The 23,557-nt window shown below is 45.4% G+C and carries 16 protein-coding genes; 4 read left to right on the top strand and 12 right to left on the bottom strand.

The features are described from left to right. The first annotated feature begins 62 nt into the window (after nucleotides 1-62). Nucleotides 63-1,346 carry a dihydrolipoamide acetyltransferase family protein gene (locus tag ECHVI_RS11930; RefSeq protein WP_015266249.1) on the top strand — a complete coding sequence of 428 codons (1,284 nt, stop codon included), beginning with the start codon at nucleotides 63-65 and terminating at the stop codon, nucleotides 1,344-1,346. 61 nt (nucleotides 1,347-1,407) lie between these two features. Here the strand turns inward: ECHVI_RS11930 and ECHVI_RS11925 are convergent, their stop codons facing one another. From ECHVI_RS11925 to ECHVI_RS11905, 5 genes are all read right to left on the bottom strand, one after another. Continuing rightward, nucleotides 1,408-4,158: a PAS domain-containing hybrid sensor histidine kinase/response regulator gene (locus ECHVI_RS11925; RefSeq protein WP_245553299.1), complete on the bottom strand. Its 2,751-nt coding sequence runs from the start codon at nucleotides 4,156-4,158 to the stop codon at nucleotides 1,408-1,410. A 128-nt stretch (nucleotides 4,159-4,286) separates the two neighbouring features. Then, the gene (locus ECHVI_RS11920) at nucleotides 4,287-5,297 is read right to left on the bottom strand and encodes a cache domain-containing protein (protein ID WP_015266247.1); all 1,011 of its coding nucleotides are present in this window, start codon (nucleotides 5,295-5,297) and stop codon (nucleotides 4,287-4,289) included. Nucleotides 5,298-5,324: 27 nt separating this feature from the next. Continuing rightward, entirely contained in the window at nucleotides 5,325-5,564 is a 240-nt protein-coding gene (locus ECHVI_RS11915; protein ID WP_015266246.1) for a hypothetical protein, read from the bottom strand. Further along, nucleotides 5,561-5,974 (bottom strand): OsmC family protein, encoded by a 414-nt coding sequence (locus ECHVI_RS11910; protein WP_015266245.1) that lies wholly within the window; start codon nucleotides 5,972-5,974, stop codon nucleotides 5,561-5,563. The genes ECHVI_RS11915 and ECHVI_RS11910 overlap by 4 nt, the downstream gene beginning before the upstream one ends. Nucleotides 5,975-6,024: 50 nt before the next feature. Continuing rightward, nucleotides 6,025-9,402, bottom strand: a complete 3,378-nt coding sequence (locus tag ECHVI_RS11905; RefSeq protein WP_015266244.1) for a methylmalonyl-CoA mutase family protein — start codon at nucleotides 9,400-9,402, stop codon at nucleotides 6,025-6,027. 391 nt (nucleotides 9,403-9,793) lie between these two features. Here ECHVI_RS11905 and ECHVI_RS11900 point away from each other — a divergent pair, with 391 nt between their 5' ends. Next, on the top strand, nucleotides 9,794-11,089 hold the full coding sequence (locus ECHVI_RS11900; RefSeq protein ID WP_015266243.1) for an acetyl-CoA hydrolase/transferase family protein: 1,296 nt from the start codon (nucleotides 9,794-9,796) through the stop codon (nucleotides 11,087-11,089). A gap of 1 nt (nucleotide 11,090) precedes the next feature. On the opposite strand, the gene ECHVI_RS11895 is transcribed toward ECHVI_RS11900, so the two are convergent. From ECHVI_RS11895 to ECHVI_RS11870, 6 genes are all read right to left on the bottom strand, one after another. After that, the gene (locus ECHVI_RS11895) at nucleotides 11,091-13,097 is read right to left on the bottom strand and encodes a copper-translocating P-type ATPase (RefSeq protein ID WP_015266242.1); all 2,007 of its coding nucleotides are present in this window, start codon (nucleotides 13,095-13,097) and stop codon (nucleotides 11,091-11,093) included. A 33-nt stretch (nucleotides 13,098-13,130) separates the two neighbouring features. After that, entirely contained in the window at nucleotides 13,131-13,664 is a 534-nt protein-coding gene (locus tag ECHVI_RS11890; protein ID WP_015266241.1) for a DUF3347 domain-containing protein, read from the bottom strand. Nucleotides 13,665-13,735: 71 nt separating this feature from the next. Next, nucleotides 13,736-15,499 carry an efflux RND transporter periplasmic adaptor subunit gene (locus ECHVI_RS11885; protein WP_052331427.1) on the bottom strand — a complete coding sequence of 588 codons (1,764 nt, stop codon included), beginning with the start codon at nucleotides 15,497-15,499 and terminating at the stop codon, nucleotides 13,736-13,738. Then, nucleotides 15,496-16,797, bottom strand: coding sequence for a TolC family protein (locus ECHVI_RS11880; protein ID WP_157501369.1), 1,302 nt, complete (start codon nucleotides 16,795-16,797; stop codon nucleotides 15,496-15,498). Before ECHVI_RS11880 ends, ECHVI_RS11885 begins: the two co-directional genes overlap by 4 nt. A gap of 26 nt (nucleotides 16,798-16,823) precedes the next feature. Continuing rightward, complete coding sequence (locus tag ECHVI_RS11875) at nucleotides 16,824-20,618, bottom strand: efflux RND transporter permease subunit (RefSeq protein WP_015266238.1); 3,795 nt, start codon at nucleotides 20,616-20,618, stop codon at nucleotides 16,824-16,826. 106 nt (nucleotides 20,619-20,724) lie between these two features. Beyond that, on the bottom strand, nucleotides 20,725-21,111 hold the full coding sequence (locus tag ECHVI_RS11870) for an HYC_CC_PP family protein (RefSeq protein ID WP_015266237.1): 387 nt from the start codon (nucleotides 21,109-21,111) through the stop codon (nucleotides 20,725-20,727). A 201-nt stretch (nucleotides 21,112-21,312) separates the two neighbouring features. Here ECHVI_RS11870 and ECHVI_RS23315 point away from each other — a divergent pair, with 201 nt between their 5' ends. Next, a complete protein-coding gene (locus tag ECHVI_RS23315; protein ID WP_083891972.1) occupies nucleotides 21,313-21,501 on the top strand; it encodes a zinc ribbon domain-containing protein in 189 nt (62 codons plus the stop codon). 89 nt (nucleotides 21,502-21,590) lie between these two features. Continuing rightward, nucleotides 21,591-22,121: a hypothetical protein gene (locus ECHVI_RS11865; RefSeq protein ID WP_015266235.1), complete on the top strand. Its 531-nt coding sequence runs from the start codon at nucleotides 21,591-21,593 to the stop codon at nucleotides 22,119-22,121. Nucleotides 22,122-22,140: 19 nt separating this feature from the next. Here the strand turns inward: ECHVI_RS11865 and ECHVI_RS11860 are convergent, their stop codons facing one another. Next, complete coding sequence (locus ECHVI_RS11860; protein WP_015266234.1) at nucleotides 22,141-23,016, bottom strand: SDR family oxidoreductase; 876 nt, start codon at nucleotides 23,014-23,016, stop codon at nucleotides 22,141-22,143. Nucleotides 23,017-23,557 lie beyond the last annotated feature (541 nt).

The following is a 23,557-nucleotide window of genomic DNA, read 5'->3' as shown; positions in this document are numbered from 1 at the left end:
TGATTAATAAATTAAAATATAATTTTAAAATCAAGAAATAGACCCAATTAAATAGATACAACATGGCAACTGTAGAAATGGTAATGCCCAAAATGGGTGAGAGTATTATAGAGGGCACCATCTTGACATGGTTAAAAAAAGAAGGTGAAAGCATAGAAGAGGATGAGTCGGTACTGGAAGTAGCTACCGACAAGGTAGATACGGAAGTGCCTTCTTCCCATGCTGGTGTATTGAAAAAAATCCTTGCCAAGGAAGGTGACGTGGTGGCTGTAGGCGCCCCTATTGCCCTGATAGAAACAGAAGGCGAGGAGGAAGATGATACTAAAGCCACCGAGCCGAAAGAAGTAGATACAGACAGCAGTAGTGAAAAAGAAGATTTATTGGCGGCTGCTCCATCACAAACGGCCACCATCATTAATCCAGTAACAGAGAAGTCCACTGGGGACAAGCGTTTTTACTCGCCTTTGGTACTCAGTATCGCCAAAGAAGAAGGCATCTCTAAAGCTGAGCTTGCGACAATTCCGGGCACTGGAAAAGAAGGCAGGGTCACCAAACACGACATGCTCGATTACTTAAAATCCAGGTCTACCGCTACTTCCGGAACTCCTATGCCTAAGGCCGCAGCGAGTGTTTCTGCCGGGGATGAGATCATTGAAATGGACAGGATGCGTAAAATGATCTCCGAAAGGATGGTCGCTTCCAAACAGATCTCTCCGCACGTCACTTCTTTTGTAGAGGCTGATGTGACAAACATTGTCCTTTGGAGAAACAAGGTCAAGGAAGCATACAAAAACAAGATGGGCGAACCCCTTACCTTTACCCCGTTCTTTGTTGAAGCAGTGGCCAAGGCTATCCAAGACTTCCCCATGATCAACATCTCTGTCGATGGTGATCGGATCATTAAGAAAAAGGACATAAACATCGGTGTGGCCGTAGCACTTCCCAGCGGCAATCTTATCGTGCCTGTCATCAAGAAAGCCAATGAACTCAACCTTACAGGGCTTTCCAAAAAGATCAACGACTTGGCTGCAAGGGCCCGAACCAACAAATTGGCCGCCGATGAGCTTTCAGGTGGAACCTATACGATATCGAATGTAGGATCATTTGGGAATCTTATGGGTACTCCCATCATTATGCAGCCTCAAGTGGCCATTTTAGCGGTAGGTGCCATTACCAAAAAGCCTGCTGTAATGGAAACGCCGACTGGAGATGTCATTGCCGTTCGGCACAAAATGTTCCTGTCCCACTCTTATGACCATCGAGTAGTAGACGGTTCGCTGGGCGGAATGTTTGTCAAAAGAGTAGCCGATTACCTCGAAGCATTTGATATTGACAGCAAATTATAAAAAAAAGCAGCGGTAGCCATTGGGCATAAACCGCTGCTTTCTTTCATTTTCCTCCATTTCCCTACACACTCATTCCTGAGCTTTCCTTTATTTTCATGACGACGTCCTGAATCTTTATAGGCTTGGTTAGGTAATCGTCCATTCCCGCCTCATAGGCCCGCTCTATATCTTCCTTAAACACATTGGCTGAGAGGCCGATAATGCGGATGTACTTTCCTTCTTTCATTTTTTTGATTTCCCTGGAAGCTTCCAGGCCATCCATCACAGGCATTTGATAATCCATGAAAATCATATCGTATCGCTTCTTTTGAACGGCCTTTACGGCTTCCTCACCGGTACTTACCGTATCCACCGAATACCCTAATTGCTTCATCAGAAGCTTCATAAATTTTAGGTTAATATCATTATCTTCGGCCAGTAAAATTTCTTTGGGGAATTTATCAGAAATGTGGGAGAGCTTATATTCCTCCTTAGCATATTTCTCGTAATCATCTTTCCCTACCTTTTCTTCACTATCCGAAATCCTAGCAAAAACCGTAAAGGAAAACTCAGACCCTTTTCCTACTTCACTTTCAATCTGAAGGCTTCCTCCCATCAGTTCAATAAGCTTATTGGCGATGGCCAAGCCTAGGCCACTCCCGCTTTTCTCTTCAGCGGTTCCCCTGCCGGTTTGGGTAAAAGGATTGATCAGCTGGTCTATTTTGGATTTAGGAATGCCTACTCCAGTGTCTTTGACATTAAAGTAAAGCATAAAATTCTTGTCGAGTATTGGCTCCCCAGAAACTTTAATACTGACATCCCCGCCTTTTGGCGTGAATTTCACCGCGTTCCCAATGATGTTAAACAGGATCTGACTGAGTTTTTCATTGTCCAATATCAGCCATTGTGGAATCGTGGGGGCAATATCCAAATTCAGGGATAGCTCTTTTCCCACTACCATTCCAGAAAAAATATTGATCACCTTATTGAGTTCTTCTCTAAATTTCGAACTGGACAGTTCCAACTCCAATTTGCCTTCCTCGATTTTGGAATAATCCAATATATCCTTGATGATCACCAAAAGCGATTCCCCAGAGTCCTTGATTACTTTGACGATACTTTGCTGTTCATCATCCATTTTCGTATGCTCCAACAGGCCAATCATTCCCAACAACCCATTCATGGGGGTCCTAATTTCATGGCTCATGCTGGCCAAAAATTCAGATTTAGCCCTATTGGCTCCTTCAGCCACTTCCTTCGCCTCTTTCAAGCCCTTCTCCCATAATTTCTGTTCGGTCACGTCTCGGCCCACAGAAATCATCCTTTCTTCATCCAGTTTAAAGAACCTTATTTCCAGAAATTTCTTTCCTGATGGTAAGTCCAAGGTCATCTGCTCAGTCTGTACCTTTCCAGTTTTAGCAGCCCTCAGTAGCGCACTCTCCATTTTTTCTCCATAAGGAGGAGGAATAATATCCCTAATATGCTTGCCAAGCGACAATTCTGGCGGCGATATGAGCATATCTGATTCCTGGACATAATAGTCAAGATAAACGCCTTGATTATCGTAAATAAAAATAATATCAGGTAAACTGTTCAATACCGACCGAAGCCTGTTCTCACTCTTAATCAGCTCTCTTTCTGCCAAGTATTTCTCCGTGATATCGGTACATATCCCCACACTGCTCACAAACTTACCCTCTTGATCATAAAAAAGTCGCTCAAAATTTTTCGTACGGATGATGGCACCGTCCTTCTTTAAGAAACTCACTTCAAAACTCAAATAATCCCACTTTTCATCAAGGGCTTTTTTGGCTTTTTCTTGCAGCTTTTGAAGGTCTTTTTCGACTACTTGACTTTTATTGTTCTCAAGAAACTCCTCTTTCGTAAACCCCAATACATTAGTGACATTTTCGCTGACGTTGCTGACTTTTCCTGATGCATCGTGGTAATATACAAAGCCGTTGGTCTCTTGAAGGAGCATGGTTTGCTGTTCGAACAGCCGGTTGATTTGCTGAGATTGCTTTTCTAGCGCTATATGCCTTTCATCTATGCTGATCCCATGCTTGATCAGCAGATAGATGACCAAAATTAACAAAGTAAAAAGCCCTACAAAAAGTAGAAAATACGTATTGTAAAGCCTAGAAATGATAATACTTTGGTCTTGGGCAAACACTATAGCAAACTTCCCCTCAAGGGGGAACAAATTAAACGGGTACTGAGCCACAATGGCTTTTAAACGCGCCGCTGTACCATCTTGTTGATACTTCAAGATATCCCCTTCATACACTCCCCTCAATCCACCTAAATACTCATTTTGCATTTCTTTCCACAAAGCCGGAGATAAAGAAAGTTCTACCGTGCGTTCATTCTCTCCCAAGGGATAGGCATTTTCTCCATACAGGTAAAACTTATACCCACCATCACCTAAATAATGGTTGGAAGTATAATGCCCCAAAAAACCATCTAAATTAACCGAGGCTATTACCGTAATAGGATCTAAATGCGATTGGACTTTAATAAACCTCTTCGGGTCATTAAAGCTCTTGGGTTGATCAATTTTGATCTGTTCGAAGTAATTGTTGTCCTTCAGGTTAAAAGCCCAAATTTCCTCCCCCCTTTTCACAAACAAGGTATCTACCAAATCACCATAAGAGTTCAGTAGTTGACGGGTCCGCGAAGACTGGATTTTCTCTGCTCCAGAGACTTCATCATAACCTTCCCATCTTGTGGTATAATAAGTCAAGTCTTCATAAAGGGTATTAAACCTGCGCTGTACTTCGTTGGAGGCTATCTCCACCTGCTTGGCCAAAAACTGCCGACTACTTCCCAACAAGTTTTTTGACAGCGTGTTATAAAAAAGGTATCCCAATGAGAAAATTAGAATAATCGATGCTACTGACATTAATGTCAATACATGAAATCGTTTAAAATTATCCCTATTTCTCATGAACATTTAATTTGTCAACGTTTTACTTCCAGTATGTACCAATTCAGCAAATTCATTTGCCTACAATAAACAGTATATTTCTGACTGGAAAAATCATCCTCCATTTTGTACACATTATCCTTTTCTAATAAAAACTTGGCTACCATTTTCCTGACTTCCTTGCTTTTTGACTTAAATAGGTTGTAGTCCTCCTTGCGGAAATTATCGGAATTTATGGTCTGGATATAGGTGTGGTTTCGTAACGGAGGCAAGTTTAGCATCTCGATAGCATCATTTGTGCCTGCGACAATATTACCCGAGCCATCTATAATCAGCAGCTTTTTATCGCTTTTCTTCAAAAAACGCTGAATGATATCGTTTATCGTGATATCAAAACCCATCACGCCCTCTAACTGCCCCTGATGATAAACCGGATGAATCAATGAAAGTATCCATCCCCTGCCAGCAGGATCAACATAAATATCCTCTACCCATTTACTCTTTTTTTCAGGATTCCTCACCTCATCAGCCATGTAATAAAAATTAAAGCTCGTAAGGTCTGCATCCGTATCAAAGACCTGCAGCGCATCCAACGATGGATAAATCCTACATAATTGGAGCCGGGTATTAAAGTAAACCTGAGCCACCAACGGCGTATCCGCATACACCGTCCTAAAAGCTGAATCCAAGGCTTCTGTAAAATAAATCTGATGGAACACCTCTTCCCTGTTTTGGGAAATAGATGAAACATGCACACTACTCTCCGACTTGTCAGCTGATTCCCGATATATCACGCCTGCATCCGAAATTTTATACTCATCACGGGAAGCCATTGCGGCATATCTGTCCTGGTGATCAAAGAGATACTCCGTTTGGGAAGCCAATTCCTGAATTTGCCCCTCCAAGGGTTTGAGGTCAGATTCCATCATCCCGATAATAGAATCCAGCTCGGCAAATTCAGTAGTATATACAGCCGTTGCCTCATCCCTACAACCATTAGAAAAGAGCAACACCAAGCCGACTAAAGTAAAATAAGCATATTTCATCTATGAATATGTAAACAGGCCTTAAATTTAAATATTTTCAACCTGATTTCTAAGAGATTGATGCATCTCTTCAAATCTTTTATTGATTTCGTCTAAAAAGGACTCGGTAAAGAAAACTTGAAGATCATCTTCTTCCAAAATATCCATTTCGCTCACTTTATACGTTTGCTCAATCATCCCCTGCTCATATTTGAGCAAGTACTTCCCATTCCAAGAAAAAACGGAAATCCGAATATCCTTTTTAGTAAATTCCTTAACTACCCTCATGGCCTGATCACTTCAGAGCTATAACTGATCTCCGCACTCAATGAAGCCGAAACCGAGCAATACTTATCCACCGATAACTTCACCACTTTGGCAAATTCCTCCTCAGTGGCATCTGGTGAGGTAAGCACAAACCTCATGTGGATGGACTTATAAAAGGCTGGAATACCATCATTTCGATCCCCTTCAGTCTCTACCTTAAATCCCTCTACCTGTTTTCGCTTCTTTTTCATCATCAATACCGCATCTACCGATGCACAGCTAGCCACTGCCGACAGTACCAAGTCCATAGGTGACTGATGTTGCTTCTTTTCAGGATCATACATATCTATCTGAACCTTGTTGCCTTGCGGATTCACTGCTTCATATTCGTAATCCGCTTTCATCGTAACCGTCACATTTCTCTTTGCCATTTTCTAAATGATTTTTTATAAACATTATTTTAAATTTCCACAGTGGAATATTACATATTTCTTCTAAACTGTCCGCCAACTTCATAGAGCGCATGCGTAATTTGACCTAATGAACAACACTTTACCGCTTCCATAAGCTGCGAAAACAGGTTTTCATTAGTAACAGCTGCCTCCTTTAAATCATTCAACAGTTCTACTGATTGGAATTCATATTTCCGATGTAAATTCTCAAGCCCTTTGATTTGCATCTCTTTTTCTTCCTGGGTAGCTCTAATCACTTCTCCAGGGGTTATCGTGGGCGAACCTGCCGAAGACAGGAACGTATTCACTCCTATGATTGGATACGTACCCGCATGCTTTAGTGTCTCATAGTGTAGGCTTTCTTCTTGTATCTTCCCCCTTTGGTACATGGTTTCCATAGCGCCAAGCACCCCTCCACGCTCGGTAATTCTTTCAAATTCAGCATACACCGCCTCTTCCACCAAATCGGTCAGCTCTTCGATGATAAATGCCCCTTGAAGGGGATTCTCGTTTTTGGCCAGCCCCAACTCTTTATTGATGATCAACTGAATGGCCATGGCCCTCCTTACAGAGGCCTCCGTAGGAGTGGTTATCGCTTCATCATACGCATTGGTATGAAGGGAATTACAATTGTCATAAATCGCATACAAGGCCTGAAGTGTGGTACGAATATCGTTAAAGTCAATTTCCTGTGCATGCAATGATCTTCCCGATGTTTGGATATGGTACTTCAGCATTTGAGAACGCTCATTTGCTCCATATTTTAGTTTCATCGCTTTTGCCCAAATTCGACGGGCCACTCTTCCAATCACCGCATACTCCGGATCAATTCCATTGGAAAAGAAAAAGGATAAATTAGGAGCAAATGCATTTACATCCATCCCTCTGGAAACATAATATTCCACATAGGTGAATCCATTGGAAAGGGTCAATGCCAGCTGGGTAATGGGATTGGCCCCTGCCTCGGCAATGTGATAGCCTGAAATCGATACAGAATAAAAATTCCGAACGCCCTGATCGATAAAGTATTCTTGCACATCGCCCATTAGGCGAAGTGAAAATTCCGTAGAAAAGATACAAGTATTTTGCGCCTGATCCTCCTTGAGGATATCGGCTTGGACAGTCCCTCTCACTTTGGTCAGGGTATCGGCTTTGATGGACTCATAAACCTCTTTTGGCAGGACCTGGTCGCCTGTAACGCCCAAAAGCAATAACCCTAATCCGTTGTTTCCTTCAGGAACAGTGCCTTGATAGCGGGGACGTTCCAGCCCATTCTCACGGTACATTTCATCCAACTTGGCTTCTACTTCACCTTCCGACCCCTTATCATAAATATACCGTTCACATTGCTGGTCAATAGCTGTATTCATAAAGAAAGCCGTCATGGTAGCCGCAGGGCCATTGATGGTCATCGAAACGGACGTCCGGGGATCAGCCAGATCAAACCCAGCATACAGCTTTTTCATGTCATCCAGGCAACATATATTCACCCCCGAATTGCCTATTTTCCCATAGATATCAGGCCGGTAGCCCGGATCCTCTCCGTACAGGGTCACCGAATCAAATGCTGTCGAAAGACGCTTGGCAGGCATGTCTTTTGAGACGTAATGAAAACGTCTATTGGTACGCTCGGGTCCGCCTTCACCGGCAAACATCCTAGTCGGGTCTTCTCCCTCTCGCTTAAAAGGAAAAACCCCTGCTGTAAAGGGGAACTTACCCGGTACATTCTCCTTAAATTTCCATTGGAGCAAATCGCCCCAAGCTTCATATTTTGGCAGCGCTACTTTGGGAATGCGGGTACCTGAAAGTGATGTCGAAAAAGTCTGGATAGCGATCTCTTTCCCCCTAACCATAAAGGTAAATTGGTCATTTGCGTAACTTCCCACAAGCTCTTTCCAATTTTCCAACCACTGCAGGTTCTCAGCATCCAGTTTATTGGTCAAGGCAGTATAAGCCGCTTCCAAGCTTTCCATTACGGCGGATTCTCCCTCAGCTTCTTCCTCAAAGGTCTCGATCGCCTTTTTGACCCCATACAGTCGATTGGCCAGCTCTTTTTGTGTAGCCGCCCATTGTTCATAGCGTTGGTTTTCCTCGACTATTTCAGCCAAGTACCTCGTCCTGGAAGGTGGAATAATAAACAGCTTTTCCAATTCTTCCAAAGAAGCTCCATCCGAAGGTGTAAAATCAGCTATCTTCAGGGCGGTAAGCCTTAACATCAATTCCCGGTAAAGCCTGTTCATGCCCGGATCATTAAACTGCGATGCAATGGTTCCTATCACGGGCAATTCTTCGTCTTTCGCATCCCAGAGCCCATGGTTGCGGACAAATTGTTTCTTCACATCCCTTAGGGCATCAAAGGCACCTTTCTTGTCAAACTTGTTTAAGGCAATCAGGTCAGCAAAATCCAACATGTCGATTTTTTCCAACTGGGAAGCTGCACCATATTCCGGGGTCATGACATATAAGGAAAGATCTGCGTGGTCGGCCACTTCTGTATCGGACTGGCCTATGCCTGAAGTTTCTAAAATCACCAGATCAAACCCCGCCATTTTCACGATATCAACGGCATCTTTAACATGCTTGGAAAGGGACAAATTGGCCTGCCGAGTGGCCAGTGAGCGCATATACACCCTGGGATGATGAATGGCATTCATTCTAATCCGGTCGCCCAGCAGTGCTCCTCCTGTTTTACGCTTGGAAGGATCCACAGAAATAATCGCTAAATGTTTATCGGGAAAATCCACCAGAAACCTTCTGGCCAGTTCATCCACTAACGAGGATTTTCCTGCGCCACCGGTACCGGTAATCCCCAACACGGGCACGGTTTTATCCTCCCCTCCATGTCCTTGCTTCTCCCGCATCGATTGATAAGCATCGGGAAAGTTCTCTGCCGCCGAAATCCAACGGGCAATCCGCTCTGGGTGCCTGACATCCGGTAGTGCACCTCCATCCAACTTATCCCCTAATGGGAAATCGGCTTGCCCCACCAGGTCATTGATCATCCCTTGGAGCCCCATGGACCTCCCATCATCTGGAGCATAAATGCGGGCAACCCCATAGGCATGTAGTTCCTTGATTTCTGCTGGCAGTATCGTCCCTCCACCGCCTCCAAATATCTTAATATGCCCAGCTCCCTTTTCTTGAAGCAGGTCGTACATATACTTAAAAAACTCTATATGCCCTCCTTGGTAGGAAGTAATTGCTATCGCCTGAACATCTTCCTGAATGGCACAGGAAACGATCTCCTGAACGGATCGGTTATGTCCTAAATGAATCACCTCACAGCCTACCGACTGGATAATCCTGCGCATGATATTGATGGCTGCATCATGGCCATCGAACAAAGAGGCCGCGGTAACGATCCTCACATGGCTCTTGGGTTTATAAGCTGTTACCTTTTGGGTCATAAAAGTAATCCGAAATTGATTTTATGGTGTCTTTTGATTAACTGTAGATGTAAAATAACCCCTCCAAATGGATGGTTTTGTCAATTTAGCATATGCGAATATAGTAATTTTACCCAACTTATTTTAGCGCAAGCTGACGATCCAAAAAACCTACAGTCCCCCAAACTTCCACCAACTTTTAAAGGCTAATACGGCCAAGAAAAGGGAGTTAGAATCTGTTACCGCTCTAAAAATCACTGAATTGATGTATACACATTTAAACATGTCAAACGTCACTTTCATACATGATAAAAATCAAAAAAATACACATATTATCATATTATAATTGGGTTAAAGAAAAGTCAATGAGTAACTTTATTAGAAATCAATTTATAGCAAAATCCTAACGCCTATGAATTTGTCATTTTCAACTGCAGAGGATGCAGTAAAAGTAGTAAAAAGCAATGACCGGGTCTTTGTCCATGGAAGTGCCGCCACTCCTTCCACCTTGCTTTTAGCACTTGCCCAGCGGCACCAGGAGCTGAAAAATGTCGAAATTGTCTCGATCACCACATTAGGCGACATGCCCTTGACCGAACCACCTTATCAGGACAGTTTTTATATTAACTCCCTTTTTGTTTCTGCCAATGTCAGAAATGCCGTAAACTCTAGCCAAGGGGGCTATGTCCCTATTTTCTTAAGTGAAATCGGCATACTTTTTCGGAGAAACATCCTCCCAATTGATGTGGCCATCGTAAATGTATCCCCTCCGGACACGCATGGCTACTGCACCTTGGGAACTTCCGTAGATGTCGCCAAACCCGCTGTGGACACCGCTAAAGTAGTCATCGCCCAAATCAATCCCCATATGCCCCGCACCCATGGTGACGGGATGATCCACATAAGCCAATTTGATCATGTAGTAGAATCCAACGACCCTCTGCCGGAAGTGGATTATTCCAGTAAAATCGGCGCAAACGAACTCAAAATAGGAAACCATATTGCAGCGCTTATCGAGGACGGGTCCACCCTCCAAATGGGCATAGGAGCCATCCCTGACGCGGTATTGGATGCCCTCCACCACCATAAGGATTTGGGAGTTCATACAGAAATGTTTTCCAATGGCATCATGGGACTGATGGACAGCGGAGCCCTTACCAATAAATACAAAGTCAAGCATCCTGGAAAAGTGGTCACCTCTTTTGCCGTAGGCAATAGGGACTTATACGACCGGATACATGATAATCCTATCCTATCTTTCCATGAAACCGCCTATGTAAACGACACGGCCGTTATCAGAAAAAACCCAAAAGTAATTTCGATCAACTCATGCCTCGAAATGGACCTTACTGGCCAAGTTTGTGCAGATTCAATCGGCACTTACCATTATTCGGGTGTGGGCGGCCAGATGGACTTTATGAGAGGGGCTGCCTTATCGGTAGGCGGAAAACCCATCATGGCCCTTTCTGCCACCACCAAAAAAGGCGCCTCCAAAATCGTCCCCTTCCTTCGGCAAGGTGCCGGGGTGGTTACCACCAGGGCGCACATGCACTATGTCGTCACAGAATATGGCGTAGCTTACCTCTACGGCAAAAACCTTCGCCAACGGGCAGTGGCACTCATGAACATCGCCGCACCCGAACATCGCGAAGAAATCGAAAAATCGATCATTGAACGGTTCGGGTCCATTAATCATCCGGTATCTTGACTCAATCCTTGTGCAGTTTCTTTCTTAGAAGCTGCGCATTTATGGCCACTACAATGGTACTTAGACTCATCAGTACCGCTCCCAAGGCAGGACTGATCACCAGTTTTGGAACAAAGCCAGTGGCCAGCGGTAATGCTATGGCATTGTAAGCGGTGGCCCAAAACAGGTTTTGACGCATTTTCTGATAAGTGGCCTCCCCAAAACGAATCATCGCAGACAAATCCATCGGATCGCTGTTTACCAACACAATATCAGCCGTCTCTGCCGCCACGTCCGTCCCAGAACCTATCGCTACCCCTATAGCTGCCGCGGCCAATGCAGGAGCATCATTCACTCCATCACCAGTCATCAAGACCACTTCTCCTTTTTTTTGTGCTGACTGAACGATGCTTTGTTTGTCCTCTGGCAAAACCTCGGCATGATAACCATCCAGCCCCAATTCATCACTCACCGCTTTCGCGGCCGACTCGTTATCACCTGTGGCCATGATTACTTTCACTCCATCATTTTGAAGGGTAGAAACGGCTTTTTGGGAGGATTTACGCACACTATCTGCCAATTTCACATATCCTACAGCCTTATTTTCTACTACCAAAAAGACCAATGTCTCCACTCCTTCTTCCTTAATATCCTCGGAAACCTCTATTCCCTGCTTTTTCAAATACCCTGGGCTTACCACCATCACCTTTTTTCCTTCCACTTTTGCCTTTACTCCTTCTCCTGTGATGTTTTCATAATCCTTCGCTGATGGATAATCGAGTTCCTCTTCGTTTACCTTCTTCATGATGCCATTGGCAATGGGATGTTCGGAATGATGCTCAATAGATGCCGTATACCTTAGGATTTCCTCATCCGAATAACCTTCATGTATACTTTTGCATTCCTTGACACCAAAATCACCAGCGGTCAAGGTACCCGTCTTGTCAAATATTACCATGGTCACTTTTCCAGATTGCTCAAATGCCGTCCGGTTTCTTATCAAGAGACCATTTTTAGCCGCAACCGATGTGGAAATAGCCGTAACAAGTGGTATGGCAAGTCCAAGTGCATGAGGACAGGCAATGATCATCACTGTCACCATCCGCTCCAGGGCAAAATCAAATTCCTTCCCCAACACCAACCACACGCCCATGGTGATGGCTCCTGCTCCTATCGAAATATAAAACAGCCAACCTGCTGCTTTATTGGCTAAATTTTGAGTCTTAGACTTGGTGTCCTGTGCAGATTTCACCATGTCGATTACCCGGGAAAGGTAGGCCTCCTCACCCACTTTTTTGACCGCTATTCTTAAGGATCCCTGTTCATTGATCGCTCCTCCTACCAATTCATCACCTTTGCCTTTCTTAACAGGTTTGGACTCTCCTGTCAACATGGACTCATTGACATAACTACTGCCATCTACCACCACACCATCAGCAGGGACTTTCTCTCCTGGCTTGATCAGCACTTCATCGCCTTGCTGCAAATCGGCTATCTTTACCTCTTCCGTATCCCCATCCTCTTTGAATTTATGAGCGGTCGAAGGCATGAGCTTAGCCAACTCGTCCAATGCACCGGAGGCATTCATCACTGATTTCATCTCGATCCAATGCCCTATGAGCATCAAATCGATCAAGGTGGCAAGCTCCCAGAAAAACCCCTTGCCATCCAGCCCAAATACCACTGCTGAGCTATAACCATAGGCAACGGTAATGGCTAAAGCTATCAAGGTCATCATGGCCGGTTTGCCCTCTTCAAGCTCTTCCTTTAATCCTTTCAGAAATGGCCATCCTCCATAAAAATATATGGCTGTCGACAGCCCGAAAAGAATATATTTATCACCAGGAAAGGTCCATTCCATCCCAATCCACTCCTGGATCATCTTAGAAAGAAGCAGGACGGGAACCGTCAAAATAATGGAAACCCAAAACCTTCTTTTAAAATCCTGAAGCATATGGGCATGGTGTCCACCATGATCATGCTGGTCATGGTGGTCATGTGCTGATTGATGGTGGTTTTCTTGTGTCATGGTGTTAGAAGTTTATCAAAACAAAAAGGGAGCTTATTGCGCTCCCATAACGTGATCAACACGGCCACAAGTAAGCATCTTGTCTCCGTAGTAAGGGTTCTTGATGGCTTCTTGATCGGAAAGCCAATACCCTCCCTTGCCTTCAAATGCCATGGGACAAAACTGTTTGTACACCGCCCCCGAGGTCACCTGACCGGTCAATGACGACTCGACCGATGCACTCAAGTCAGCAAATGCTTCCCGCTGAGCGGCAAGGTCAGAGGTTTCCTGAATTTTCATGGCCGCGTCCTGGCCCTCAAAACCCTGAATGGCCAATAGCGCTCCAGCACCTTCGCTGGCAGCTGAAGCATCACCTTTCACCAATGCATTTTTCACGGATAAATAGGATTGGAAAATTTCTTTGCTTCCCACCTCCTTAAAGGACAGCGCCTCTCCTTTTACTGCATTGTGCGCCGTTTCTTTGGCGTGGTCGTGGCCATGGGATTCTTCATGCTTTTTTGAACCACAGCTGACTGTCATGATCATGGCAATTGCCAATGCTGAACCGATTACACTAATTCTTCTCATAAAGATTAATTTTAAGATATGTTTATAAATATTATTTTACTACCAATCAACGACCTACGCTCTTTATACGGCTAATGTTGGTGACCGGAATGCCCGCTCTTTTGCTGATGCGAACCTTGCGATGGGTAAACCTTCTTTATTTCACCGCAGGAAAGCATAGACGCCCCGAAGTAGGGGTTTTTGATCTCCTCAAACTCACTGAGCCAATAGGCTCCCTGATCATTTTTTGCCATGGGGCAATAATCCTTGAAGAGCTTTTTCCCTTGCCCCCCAAAAGCATCCAGCAGTTTGATCATTTCATTCGAAACAGGCACTAACCACTCCCTTTGCTTTGCTATATCTGATGTTTGGCTCATGGCCAATGCATTTGCCGCCAAGGATTCACTGATTTCCTTCCATTTCTCCAGGGCTTTTTCTTGCGATAATGGAGGATTTTCCTCTGTCAAAAGCTTATGCAGATTACCCGCGGCAGCTTGCCCGGATTCATCCCTGACCAAACGATTTTTCATGGTCAAATATGCTGCTATCACCTCTTCAATGACTTTACCAAAACTTTCCGAAACCTGAAAATCCTGCTCTTCGGGGTGTGCCATCATGCTGTATTTTCCGCTCAACTGCGCGGCACCGTCCACGGCAAAAACGCCATTGGTCACAATCTGGTCTCCCGGAGAAAGCCCTGTCAACACTTGCTGCATCTCCCCTGCTACCGGTCCTAGCTCCACCTGCACCATCTCAAAGGCCGGCTTCATTTCACTTCCTACCTGCCGGTAAACAACCGACCTTCTCCCCGTCCACAATATAGACGACTTCGGCACCATCACCCCGGCATCCACCGGTGCTTCATCTTGCGTTGAAAGCTTTGCCGTGACGAACATCCCCGGTTTGAGTTTACCGGAGAAATTGTTTACTTCAGCCCTGACCTTGGCACTTCTGCTGTCCGCTGAAACGACCGGATCGATAAACGCTACTTTGGCCGAAAACTCCTCTCCCGGTAAAGCATTTACCGAAAATTGGATTTGATCACCAGCGCTGATTTGTCCCAAACCCTGTTCGTAGGCATCCAGCATCACCCACACTTTGTTCAAATTGGTGATTTCAAAAAGCACTTGCCCTCGGCTCACATAATCTCCAGCGGCCACCTTTCTGTCGGTCACCACACCTGAGGTGGCCGCGTAAATATCGAAATGGGGCTGATAGTCTTCATCATTTGCCATCTTGGTTATTTGCGCATCGGTCAATTGCCATTGCTTTAGTTTCTGTTTTGCTGCTTCATAGAGCTTAGGGCTGATGCCTGTTGCCTTTTTGGCTTCCAGCAGCTCCCGATGGGCAGCAATTAAATCAGGAGAATATATGCGGGCCAAGCGTTGGCCTTGTTTCACCTCCTGCCCGGTAAATGCCACGTATAAATCATCTATCCTCCCGTCAAAATTGGCAGAAACCGACTTCACATTTCGTTCATCCACTTCAATCGTCCCACTCAGTGTCAAATGATTTGAAGCCATCTCACTTCCGGCCTTGACGGTAGAAGTGGCAATATTCGCCAAAGCCACCGCCTCAGGGCTCATGGTCATGACATAAGGATTGGTATCCTCGCTATCGCCGAGGGTAGAAAGTGGCACCAAATCCATGCCGCAAATAGGGCAATCTCCTGGCTCATTTTGCTTGATCTGCGGGTGCATCGAACAAGTGTACACGGTTTCACCCTTATGATCGTGCTGGTCGAGAGCCTCTTTCGCTCCTTCACCCGAAGTCAGCACCCCACCGATGATTCCACCCGCCAAAAAAGCACCAAGGAACATCAATATAAGTAGTTTTCTTCCTTTCATAAATTTCATAGTGTAATTCCTTTGGCCATTAAAGAAGCTAATTTTGCATAAGCTTGGAGCTTTTTAAAGGTCTCTTCAGCCGTCTTCATTTCAAAATCCAGCAATTGCCGCTGCACACTGAGCAGTTCTTCAAAACTTCCCGCAGCACTGCTGTAATCTGCGATCATCAAGTCCATCGTCTTTTGAAGTAAAACTACTTGATCTTGGTACAAGTTTGCATTTCTTTCCGCTTCCCGGATCAGGCGATATTGTTCTTCCCAAGCAGATCGTAATGTGTTGTCCAGGGCCTCTTTCGCCTGCACGGAAGCTTGGTAATAATATTCGGATTCTTTACTGGCGGCTTTGTATTTGCCCCTAAAAAGCGGCACCGAAACGGAAACCATTGGCATGACCATATTATGCCCCATTCCTCCAGGGACATATCCCATTGGACCATTGATGTCTCCTGCTGGCTGACGGGGGCTATTGACCATATAGCTAAGCCCCACCCCAAAACTGGGAAGGCCTTTAAGCCGGGCTGCCTCTCCTTTCTTCTGGTAAGCCAATCCTTCCCATTCCATTTTTTTCACTTGGGGATTCGCGTTCAAAATACTGTCCAATACCACCTCCTTGTCCCATAATATTTCCTCCTCATTCCAAAATGAAGCATCCATATGGACAGGAGTATCCTTGGGCCTATTGAGCAGCAAGTTGAAATCCACCTCCCTTACGGCATGTTCATCTTCTAATGCTGCAATGCGGGCCACGAGCGCCTTCTGCTCAATTTGGATACGCAGTACATCGGTCATTTTCCCGCTTTTTCCCGGCGTCCCCCCCTTGAATTTATTCAGGGCCAGTTCCTCCAAGTCATTCAGCAGTTGAAGGTTTTTACGGGCCACCATCAGGTGATGCTCCAGTAAATACAATTGATAATAGGTCGTTTTAACATCATAAATCAAAGCGTTTTTTACCGCCTCAAAGTCTTGATAATTTGCCTTGGCCAATAAGCTTGCCTCGTCTTTAGAGGCTTGTAACGTGCCAAACCACGGGAATCGCTGCATTAATGTTGCGTTGAGCCTTTGGTCCCCCATCAGGGTAGCCATGTCTTGCAGGTAAAACCCAACACTTAATTCCGGATCTGGCAATCCGCCCACTTGGGGAACCCGCTCCAAGCTGGCAGCATAGCGGCTGTTGGCAGCTTGAATTTCCGGATTGTTTTCCGCTGCTTCCTCTATGTAATCCGCTAAACTTTGCCCCTGGACCTGAAAGCACAGGCACAACAGGCTAACTGCCCCTACCACCGCCGGCCATTTTCGGCATGAAATCATTTCGAATGTTTTACTTATCACCCCTTTCATATGCGTTGTTGTTTCGGGTTTTTACTTTGCAAATCACCGTTTGTTACTATTTTTCGCTCTTCCCACCAGCTGTACAATACCGGCACAATGAACAGCGAAACCAAGGCCACCGCCATCCCACCAAAGGAAGGAATGGCCATCGGAATCATGATATCGGACCCTCTGCCACTAGAGGTCAATACCGGCAATAATGCCAACAAGGTGGTAGCAGATGTCATAAGGCAAGGTCTTATCCTTCGCATCCCTGCTTCCTTTACGGCCTGTCTGATCTCTGGAACCGTCTTCGTCCTGTTCACCTCAAACCGCTGCTTCAAATAAGTGGCCATGACCACTCCATCATCCGTAGCAATCCCAAACAAGGCGATAAATCCGACCCAAACAGCCACACTCAGGTTATAGGTTTTCATTTGGAAAAGTGTCCGCATGGAACTTCCCAGCACCTCAACATCCATAAACCAGGGCTGGCCATATAGCCAGAGCATGATGAAAGCCCCTGCAAATGCCATGGAGATGGCCGAAAATATGAACAGGGTAATGGGCACCGATCTAAATTGAAAATAGAGGATCAGAAAGATCAAGATCAGGCATAGCGGGATCACAATGGACAACCTCTTTTCTGCCCTGACTTGGTTTTCATAGGATCCTGAAAACCGGTAACTCACTCCTTTCGGCACCTTCAGCTCTCCGCTATCAATTTTACCTTGAAGGTATTTTTGGGCATTTTCTACTACCGTTACCTCTGCCACATTTGGCTGCTTATCCAACAAAACATACCCCACCAAAAACGAATCCTCACTTCGAATCATTATCGGACCTTGCCGGTATTGGATGGAAGCCATTTCGCCTAACGGTACCTGAATTCCGGAGGAAGTACTGATCAGCACCTGCTCTATGGCCTCCGGGCTTTGCCGGAAATCCCGCGCATACCTGGCCCGGATAGCATATCGCTCCCTTCCTTCCACCGTAGTCGTCATCTTCATGCCGCCCATTGCTGCCGAAATGGTTTCTTGGACATTCTTCACTTGAAGGCCATAACGTGCGATCGCCTTCCTGTCCAGGTCAATTTCCAAATAAGGCTTGCCCAGTGACCGGTCTGCAAAAACAGCTGCTGGCTTCACACCGGAGACTTCCTTGAGGTACTGTTCAAGCTCCGTACTAAATTCAGCAATCGTCTCTAAATCTGGCCCGTACACTTTTAGCCCAATAGGAGCACGCATGCCTGTCTGAAGCATGAGCAACCGGGTTTCGATGGGTTGTAGCTTAGGTGCTGACGTTACGCCCGGCAACTTGGAGGCCTTGGCTATTTCATCCCAAATATCGTCCGGGCTTTTGATGTGGTCCCGCCACTGTCGATAATACGCGCCATGCTCATCGGGGATCAATTGTCCCTGTTCATCCTTCAAAAACGTCCCCTCTTCATCCACCGCAAACCGAATCTTTCTGCCATTTTCATCTACCCTAAATTCAGGTTTATAGAGAATAATATTCTCGAACATGGACATGGGAGCTGGGTCTAGCGACGTCTCTGCCCGACCTGCCTTTCCTACCACTGAGGTGATCTCTGGAATACTGCTCACCAGCATGTCCAGTTGCTGAAGGATTTTTTTATTGGCTTCTACTCCTGAATGCGGCATGGAAGTAGGCATCAGCAGAAAAGCTCCTTCATCTAGCGCTGGCATAAATTCCTCTCCCATCCCTGGAAATGCATGGACCATACTGCTGTACACTTTTGTCGTTCGGATATTCCACCCCAACCGGTCAACACCATCGGCTACCCAGCCAAACAATCCTGCAAACCCAATCCAACTGTTCAAGCCCAGAAAAATCATCATAGCTGGCAGTAAAAGGAACGTACCTTTATGGGCAAGGCACCAACTAAGCATCTGCTCATAATAGCGGATAAACAAACTAAACAGCCCAAGAATGATCCCCACGACCAAAAGTACAAACAGAAAATTGGTAAAAAGAGCCACGTTTGCGCCCAAAGGTGCCCATGCTGTAGCCAGAAGCCACGACACCGCCACTACGGCGATCATGATCAGGACTGGTGAATGGTATTTTTGATAAGTGTCTTTGTAATAAAATAAAAGGAGATTATTTACCCCTATGGCCATCAAAACGATTCCAGCCAATGGCAACCAGAACAGTCCAAAAGCCCCTACACCCGTCAGGGCCACATTTCCCCATTTCTTCCAAAAACCTCCTTTTTCCTTGATGCCAAATACCCAATGCGCAAATGCAGGCATGACCAGTAACGTAAACAGCAAGGCGGATATCAGCGCAAAGGTTTTGGTATACGCCAAAGGTCCAAACAGCTTTCCTTCGGCTGCCTGTAAGGTAAAGACTGGTAAAAAGCTCACAATCGTGGTTGCCACAGCGGTTAGTATGGCCGTAGCTACTTCTTTTGTCGCTTTGTAAACGATCTTGATCAGCGCTTGGCCCGTAGGGGCCTCTTCCATGTGGCGGAGGATATTCTCATTCAGGATAATTCCGAGGTCCACCATGGTACCGATCGCAATGGCAATTCCAGAAAGCGCCACTATGTTGGCATCCACCCCGGTATATTTCATAAATATAAAACAGGTAAGCACCGCCAAGGGCAAAATGGCTGAAATCAACAGGGAAGCCCGTAAATTATACACCATCACCATGACCACAATTATGGTCATCAAAATCTGCAGGACAATGGCATCATTTAGCGTGGCCAAGGTTTCCATGATAAGGTTTGATCGATCGTAAAAAGGCACAATGGTCACTTTCGACATCCTTCCATCGGATAATTCCTTCTCGGGTAATCCTGCACTAATGGCTGCTATTTTGGCCTTCACATTAGTGATAACCTCCATGGGATTATCGCCGTATCGGGCGATGACCACTCCCCCTACAGCCTCTGCTCCACTCTTGTCCAAAATCCCTTTCATTGTCCGATCAGCCGGACCAATGGTCACCCTTGCAATATCTTTTATGCGCAACGGCACGTTATTGGTCGACTTCACCACCGTTTCCGCTATCTCCTGGATATTTTCCACAAACCCCAGGGCACGGACATAATACTCGACCTTATTGATCTCCATAGTGCTGGCTCCTATGGCCTGGTTCGTGGATTTCAAGGCCTGCTGCACATCCATCATCGAAACCCCATGGACCTTCATGGCGTCGGGATCCAAGTCCACGTGGTATTCTTTCTCCATTCCTCCCACAGATGCCACCTCGGCCACGCCGCTGACACCGGCCAGTCCATAACGCACATAGTAATCTTGAATGGACCGCAGTTCATGCAAGTCCCAACCTCCCGCAGGATTTCCATTCCGATCCCGACCTTCCAACGTATACCAATATACTTGGCCCAATGCAGTAGCATCAGGGCCTAGTTTTGGCTGAACATTGGCCGGCAATAGATTGGAGGGCAAGGAATTCAACTTTTCCAATATCCTGGAGCGGCTCCAATAGTAATCAATGTCATCATCAAAAATGATGTATATGCTGGATAAGCCAAACATGGAGGTGGACCGAATGGCCTTTACCCCGGGCAAACCAAGCAAAGAAGTGGTCAGGGGATAAGTGACTTGGTCTTCAATATCTTGGGGGGATTGCCCCATCCATTCTGTGAAGACGATTTGTTGATTTTCCCCAAGATCCGGAATCGCGTCCACCGGCACTGGATCACTGGGAAGAAATGGGGTATTCCACTGGAACGGCACCACGACCAGTCCCCATGCCACCAAAACCACCAGCAGGAGAACCGTTACCAGTTTATTCTCCAGGAAGAATTTAATAACAGCATTGAGCATAGCTTTTCATGTAAATGCTATAAGATGATAAGAATAAAAGAAGAGATGAGAAGCAGAACAGGTGTCACCCACTCTGCAGGGCCAAAATACCCTTAAAAAGTATTATCTAAATCAAAAAAGTCTGGTGCATGACGTGTATGGGAACCCATGAAGGCGGCCCATCTTTCTCAAAGGGCACTTCGGGTAATTTACCTTTTTGCTGAGCCATACAGACCAATATTTCAGCCATCAGGTTCGGTAGAGGTACCAACGATGCATTATAAAAATGCATATCTACCAACTTGGCAATATTTTGATCCGTATTCTCTAGCTCCGTCTTGGGAATGTCGTCACAACACCCCGGCATTTCCTCCCCATCGGGACAGCAGCCTTTATCCTCTGCAAAAAGATTGATGCGAGCCAATTCTTCACCACAATAGTGCATAGAATAGCTCAACCCTGCATTAAAGCAGAGATAAACCATTAACAACACTATTTGGATCAATTTTCGCATGTGTATTCTTAAACTTGTTTCAAAGGTAGAAAACCTTTCTTCAATAAAGTTATATAATTTTTGGAAATTTTAAATGCGTCTGCCAGCATCATTTGATCCTGGCCCTTATGGAATAAAGATTTCTTTTAGATTGCTCTTGTCTCCTTGCATTATTATTGCTTCCTTCTATCAAAACCCTGTTTTAACCATTCTATTCATGCCATGTTAACTGTAGAGCATCACTTTACTTGCCCGCACTGCCTTGCCCCAATCTCCATGATATTGGACCTAAGTGTCAGTCCGCAAAAGTACATCGAAGATTGTGAGGTATGTTGTCAGCCAATCAACATATATTTTGAATCAGAAGGTGATAATATTACCTATTTTTCATCAAATCCTGTAGAACAGTAAAAAACAACAACTAAAAACAACTTATTTTTAACATTCTTGCATTTAACAAAATCTGGTTATACATTTGTTTTACCTAAGCTAAAACTCTTATGATCAGAACCTTATCATTAACCCTTATTTTTCTCTGTGTGACTTCAGTTTTGTTTGCCCAAAAGCATACGATCCAAGGTATGCAAAAGGCCGCCAACGAATTTGCCCAAGCAAACATGCAGGAGGATTATGAAACACTCATCAAATACACCTATCCTTTAATACTTGAAAAATCCGGCGGCAAAGAAGGATTTAAAAAAGCCTTGGCTGATGCTTATGACTTACAAAAAATCCGAAGAATGAAAATAAAGCGTTTCGAAGTAGGCGCACCGCTCAAAGTCGCACACACGGCCGGAGAGACACACGCATTGGTTCCCGTAACCTCAAAAATCGAAGTTCCAAAAGGAGAAATCATAAGTCATATCACCTTAATAGCAGTTTTGGATGAAGCCAGTGGAAACTGGTATTTTATTGAAACGTCTGGACTTGACCCTAAAAACATCCATAATTACCTTCCCACGTGGGATTATACCTTAGGCCTACACTTTGACAGCTCCAAGGAATTTATAGCCACTACATCTACTGAGTAAATCCACTGGAAAAAGCCGTTCATTTTTTCTTTTTCCGCATCGCTTCCATCTGATCCCAAAGCTTTTCGGGGATTTGCTCCAGATGGCTGAACTGGCCAGCTCCTTTCAACCATTCTCCACCGTCGATGGTCATCACTTCGCCATTGACATAGGCAGAAAAGTCAGACACCAAATACGCCGCCAGATTGGCCAGCTCTTGGTGCTCGCCAACCCGTTTCAGCGGAATCCTTTTGGCCGGATCAAACTGGGCAGCCAACTCTCCCGGCAACAGCCGACTCCACGCCCCTTCTGTAGGAAATGGCCCAGGAGCAATGGCATTGAACCGGAGGCCGTATTTGGCCCACTCCACAGCCAACGACCTAGTCATAGCCAACACACCTGCTTTGGCAGTGGCACTCGGCACTACATATCCAGAACCTGTCCAAGCGTAGGTGGTGACAACATTCAAAAAAGTACCCGGTTGCTTCTTGTCTATCCAGTGTTTCCCTGCCGTCATGGTCATATTGACAGAACCTTTCAGCACGATATCGATGACCGTATGAAAGGCATTGGCCGATAATCGCTCAGTAGGACTGATGAAATTTCCGGCCGCATTGTTTACCACCACATCGATTTGGCCCAACTGCATCACCGCCTCTTCAAACATGCCTTCTACTTGATCCACATCCCTGACATCACAGGCCAGCGGAATGACCTTTCCTCTTCCCACTTCGGCCATAAGCTCTTTTGCGGTATGCTGGAGAACGTCCAGCTTCCGGCTGGTAATGACCAAGTTGGCTCCAAGTTCCAAAAAATATTTACCCATTGACCTCCCCAGTCCCGTTCCTCCTCCTGTGATCAGGATATTTTTCCCTTTCAGCGCGTCCGATTTGAGCATTCCTTCTAAATATGACATGGCGATTTGTAGTTTTGCTTAACAGGCTCAATATAAAAAAATATGGGCTATTTTTTGTCGCCAAAAAAAGGGATCAAGCCGAAAAGTTGGGGGCATTTTACTCCATCATGAAAATTGGCAGTTCCCCCAGGGCAAACACTTTTAAACTGTTAGTAAAGAGATGTCAGCCTGAATTAAAGAACTTCAAGGGGCTAAAAGCGATTCCCCTGATGGTTTTCAAGTGTGGCAAACGCATTTAGTACTCATTTCGTGTAGAGGAGCTATCATCTGTGCTGCTGGCACTTTGCCCCGATTTGTACATGGGAAACCGCAGTAGCCTATGGTGACGAATGGCGGAATAGGCTGAAAGAATGATTAGTTGATTTGGATCATAAAAGCCGTCGCAGCTATCTGCTCATGCATAATGGTTGGCTTGGCTGAGGTTACACCCTGAATATGCGTTAGCAACTGAGTATCCTGCCTAATCCGCCTTTGGCGGAGGGTCATATAGAAGGTACAGGTGACAACCTGCAACAAAAATGATTACACACAAAAGGGTAAG

It is taken from the genome of Echinicola vietnamensis DSM 17526 (genome assembly GCF_000325705.1).
Lineage (GTDB): Bacteria > Bacteroidota > Bacteroidia > Cytophagales > Cyclobacteriaceae > Echinicola > Echinicola vietnamensis.
Note: the sequence above shows the minus strand (reverse complement) of the source record. Positions and strands in the feature narration are given on the sequence as shown.

Coding starts and splice junctions, on each gene's coding strand:
- ECHVI_RS11920 (WP_015266247.1), bottom strand. CDS start 5,297: ATGAAATATGCTTATTTTACTTTAGTCGGCTTGGTGTTGCTCTTTTCT.
- ECHVI_RS11865 (WP_015266235.1), top strand. CDS start 21,591: ATGATCAGAACCTTATCATTAACCCTTATTTTTCTCTGTGTGACTTCA.
- ECHVI_RS23315 (WP_083891972.1), top strand. CDS start 21,313: ATGTTAACTGTAGAGCATCACTTTACTTGCCCGCACTGCCTTGCCCCA.
- ECHVI_RS11910 (WP_015266245.1), bottom strand. CDS start 5,974: ATGGCAAAGAGAAATGTGACGGTTACGATGAAAGCGGATTACGAATAT.
- ECHVI_RS11890 (WP_015266241.1), bottom strand. CDS start 13,664: ATGAGAAGAATTAGTGTAATCGGTTCAGCATTGGCAATTGCCATGATC.
- ECHVI_RS11900 (WP_015266243.1), top strand. CDS start 9,794: ATGAATTTGTCATTTTCAACTGCAGAGGATGCAGTAAAAGTAGTAAAA.
- ECHVI_RS11875 (WP_015266238.1), bottom strand. CDS start 20,618: ATGCTCAATGCTGTTATTAAATTCTTCCTGGAGAATAAACTGGTAACG.
- ECHVI_RS11880 (WP_157501369.1), bottom strand. CDS start 16,797: ATGATTTCATGCCGAAAATGGCCGGCGGTGGTAGGGGCAGTTAGCCTG.
- ECHVI_RS11930 (WP_015266249.1), top strand. CDS start 63: ATGGCAACTGTAGAAATGGTAATGCCCAAAATGGGTGAGAGTATTATA.
- ECHVI_RS11870 (WP_015266237.1), bottom strand. CDS start 21,111: ATGCGAAAATTGATCCAAATAGTGTTGTTAATGGTTTATCTCTGCTTT.
- ECHVI_RS11885 (WP_052331427.1), bottom strand. CDS start 15,499: ATGAAATTTATGAAAGGAAGAAAACTACTTATATTGATGTTCCTTGGT.
- ECHVI_RS11860 (WP_015266234.1), bottom strand. CDS start 23,016: ATGTCATATTTAGAAGGAATGCTCAAATCGGACGCGCTGAAAGGGAAA.
- ECHVI_RS11895 (WP_015266242.1), bottom strand. CDS start 13,097: ATGACACAAGAAAACCACCATCAATCAGCACATGACCACCATGACCAG.
- ECHVI_RS11905 (WP_015266244.1), bottom strand. CDS start 9,402: ATGACCCAAAAGGTAACAGCTTATAAACCCAAGAGCCATGTGAGGATC.
- ECHVI_RS11915 (WP_015266246.1), bottom strand. CDS start 5,564: ATGAGGGTAGTTAAGGAATTTACTAAAAAGGATATTCGGATTTCCGTT.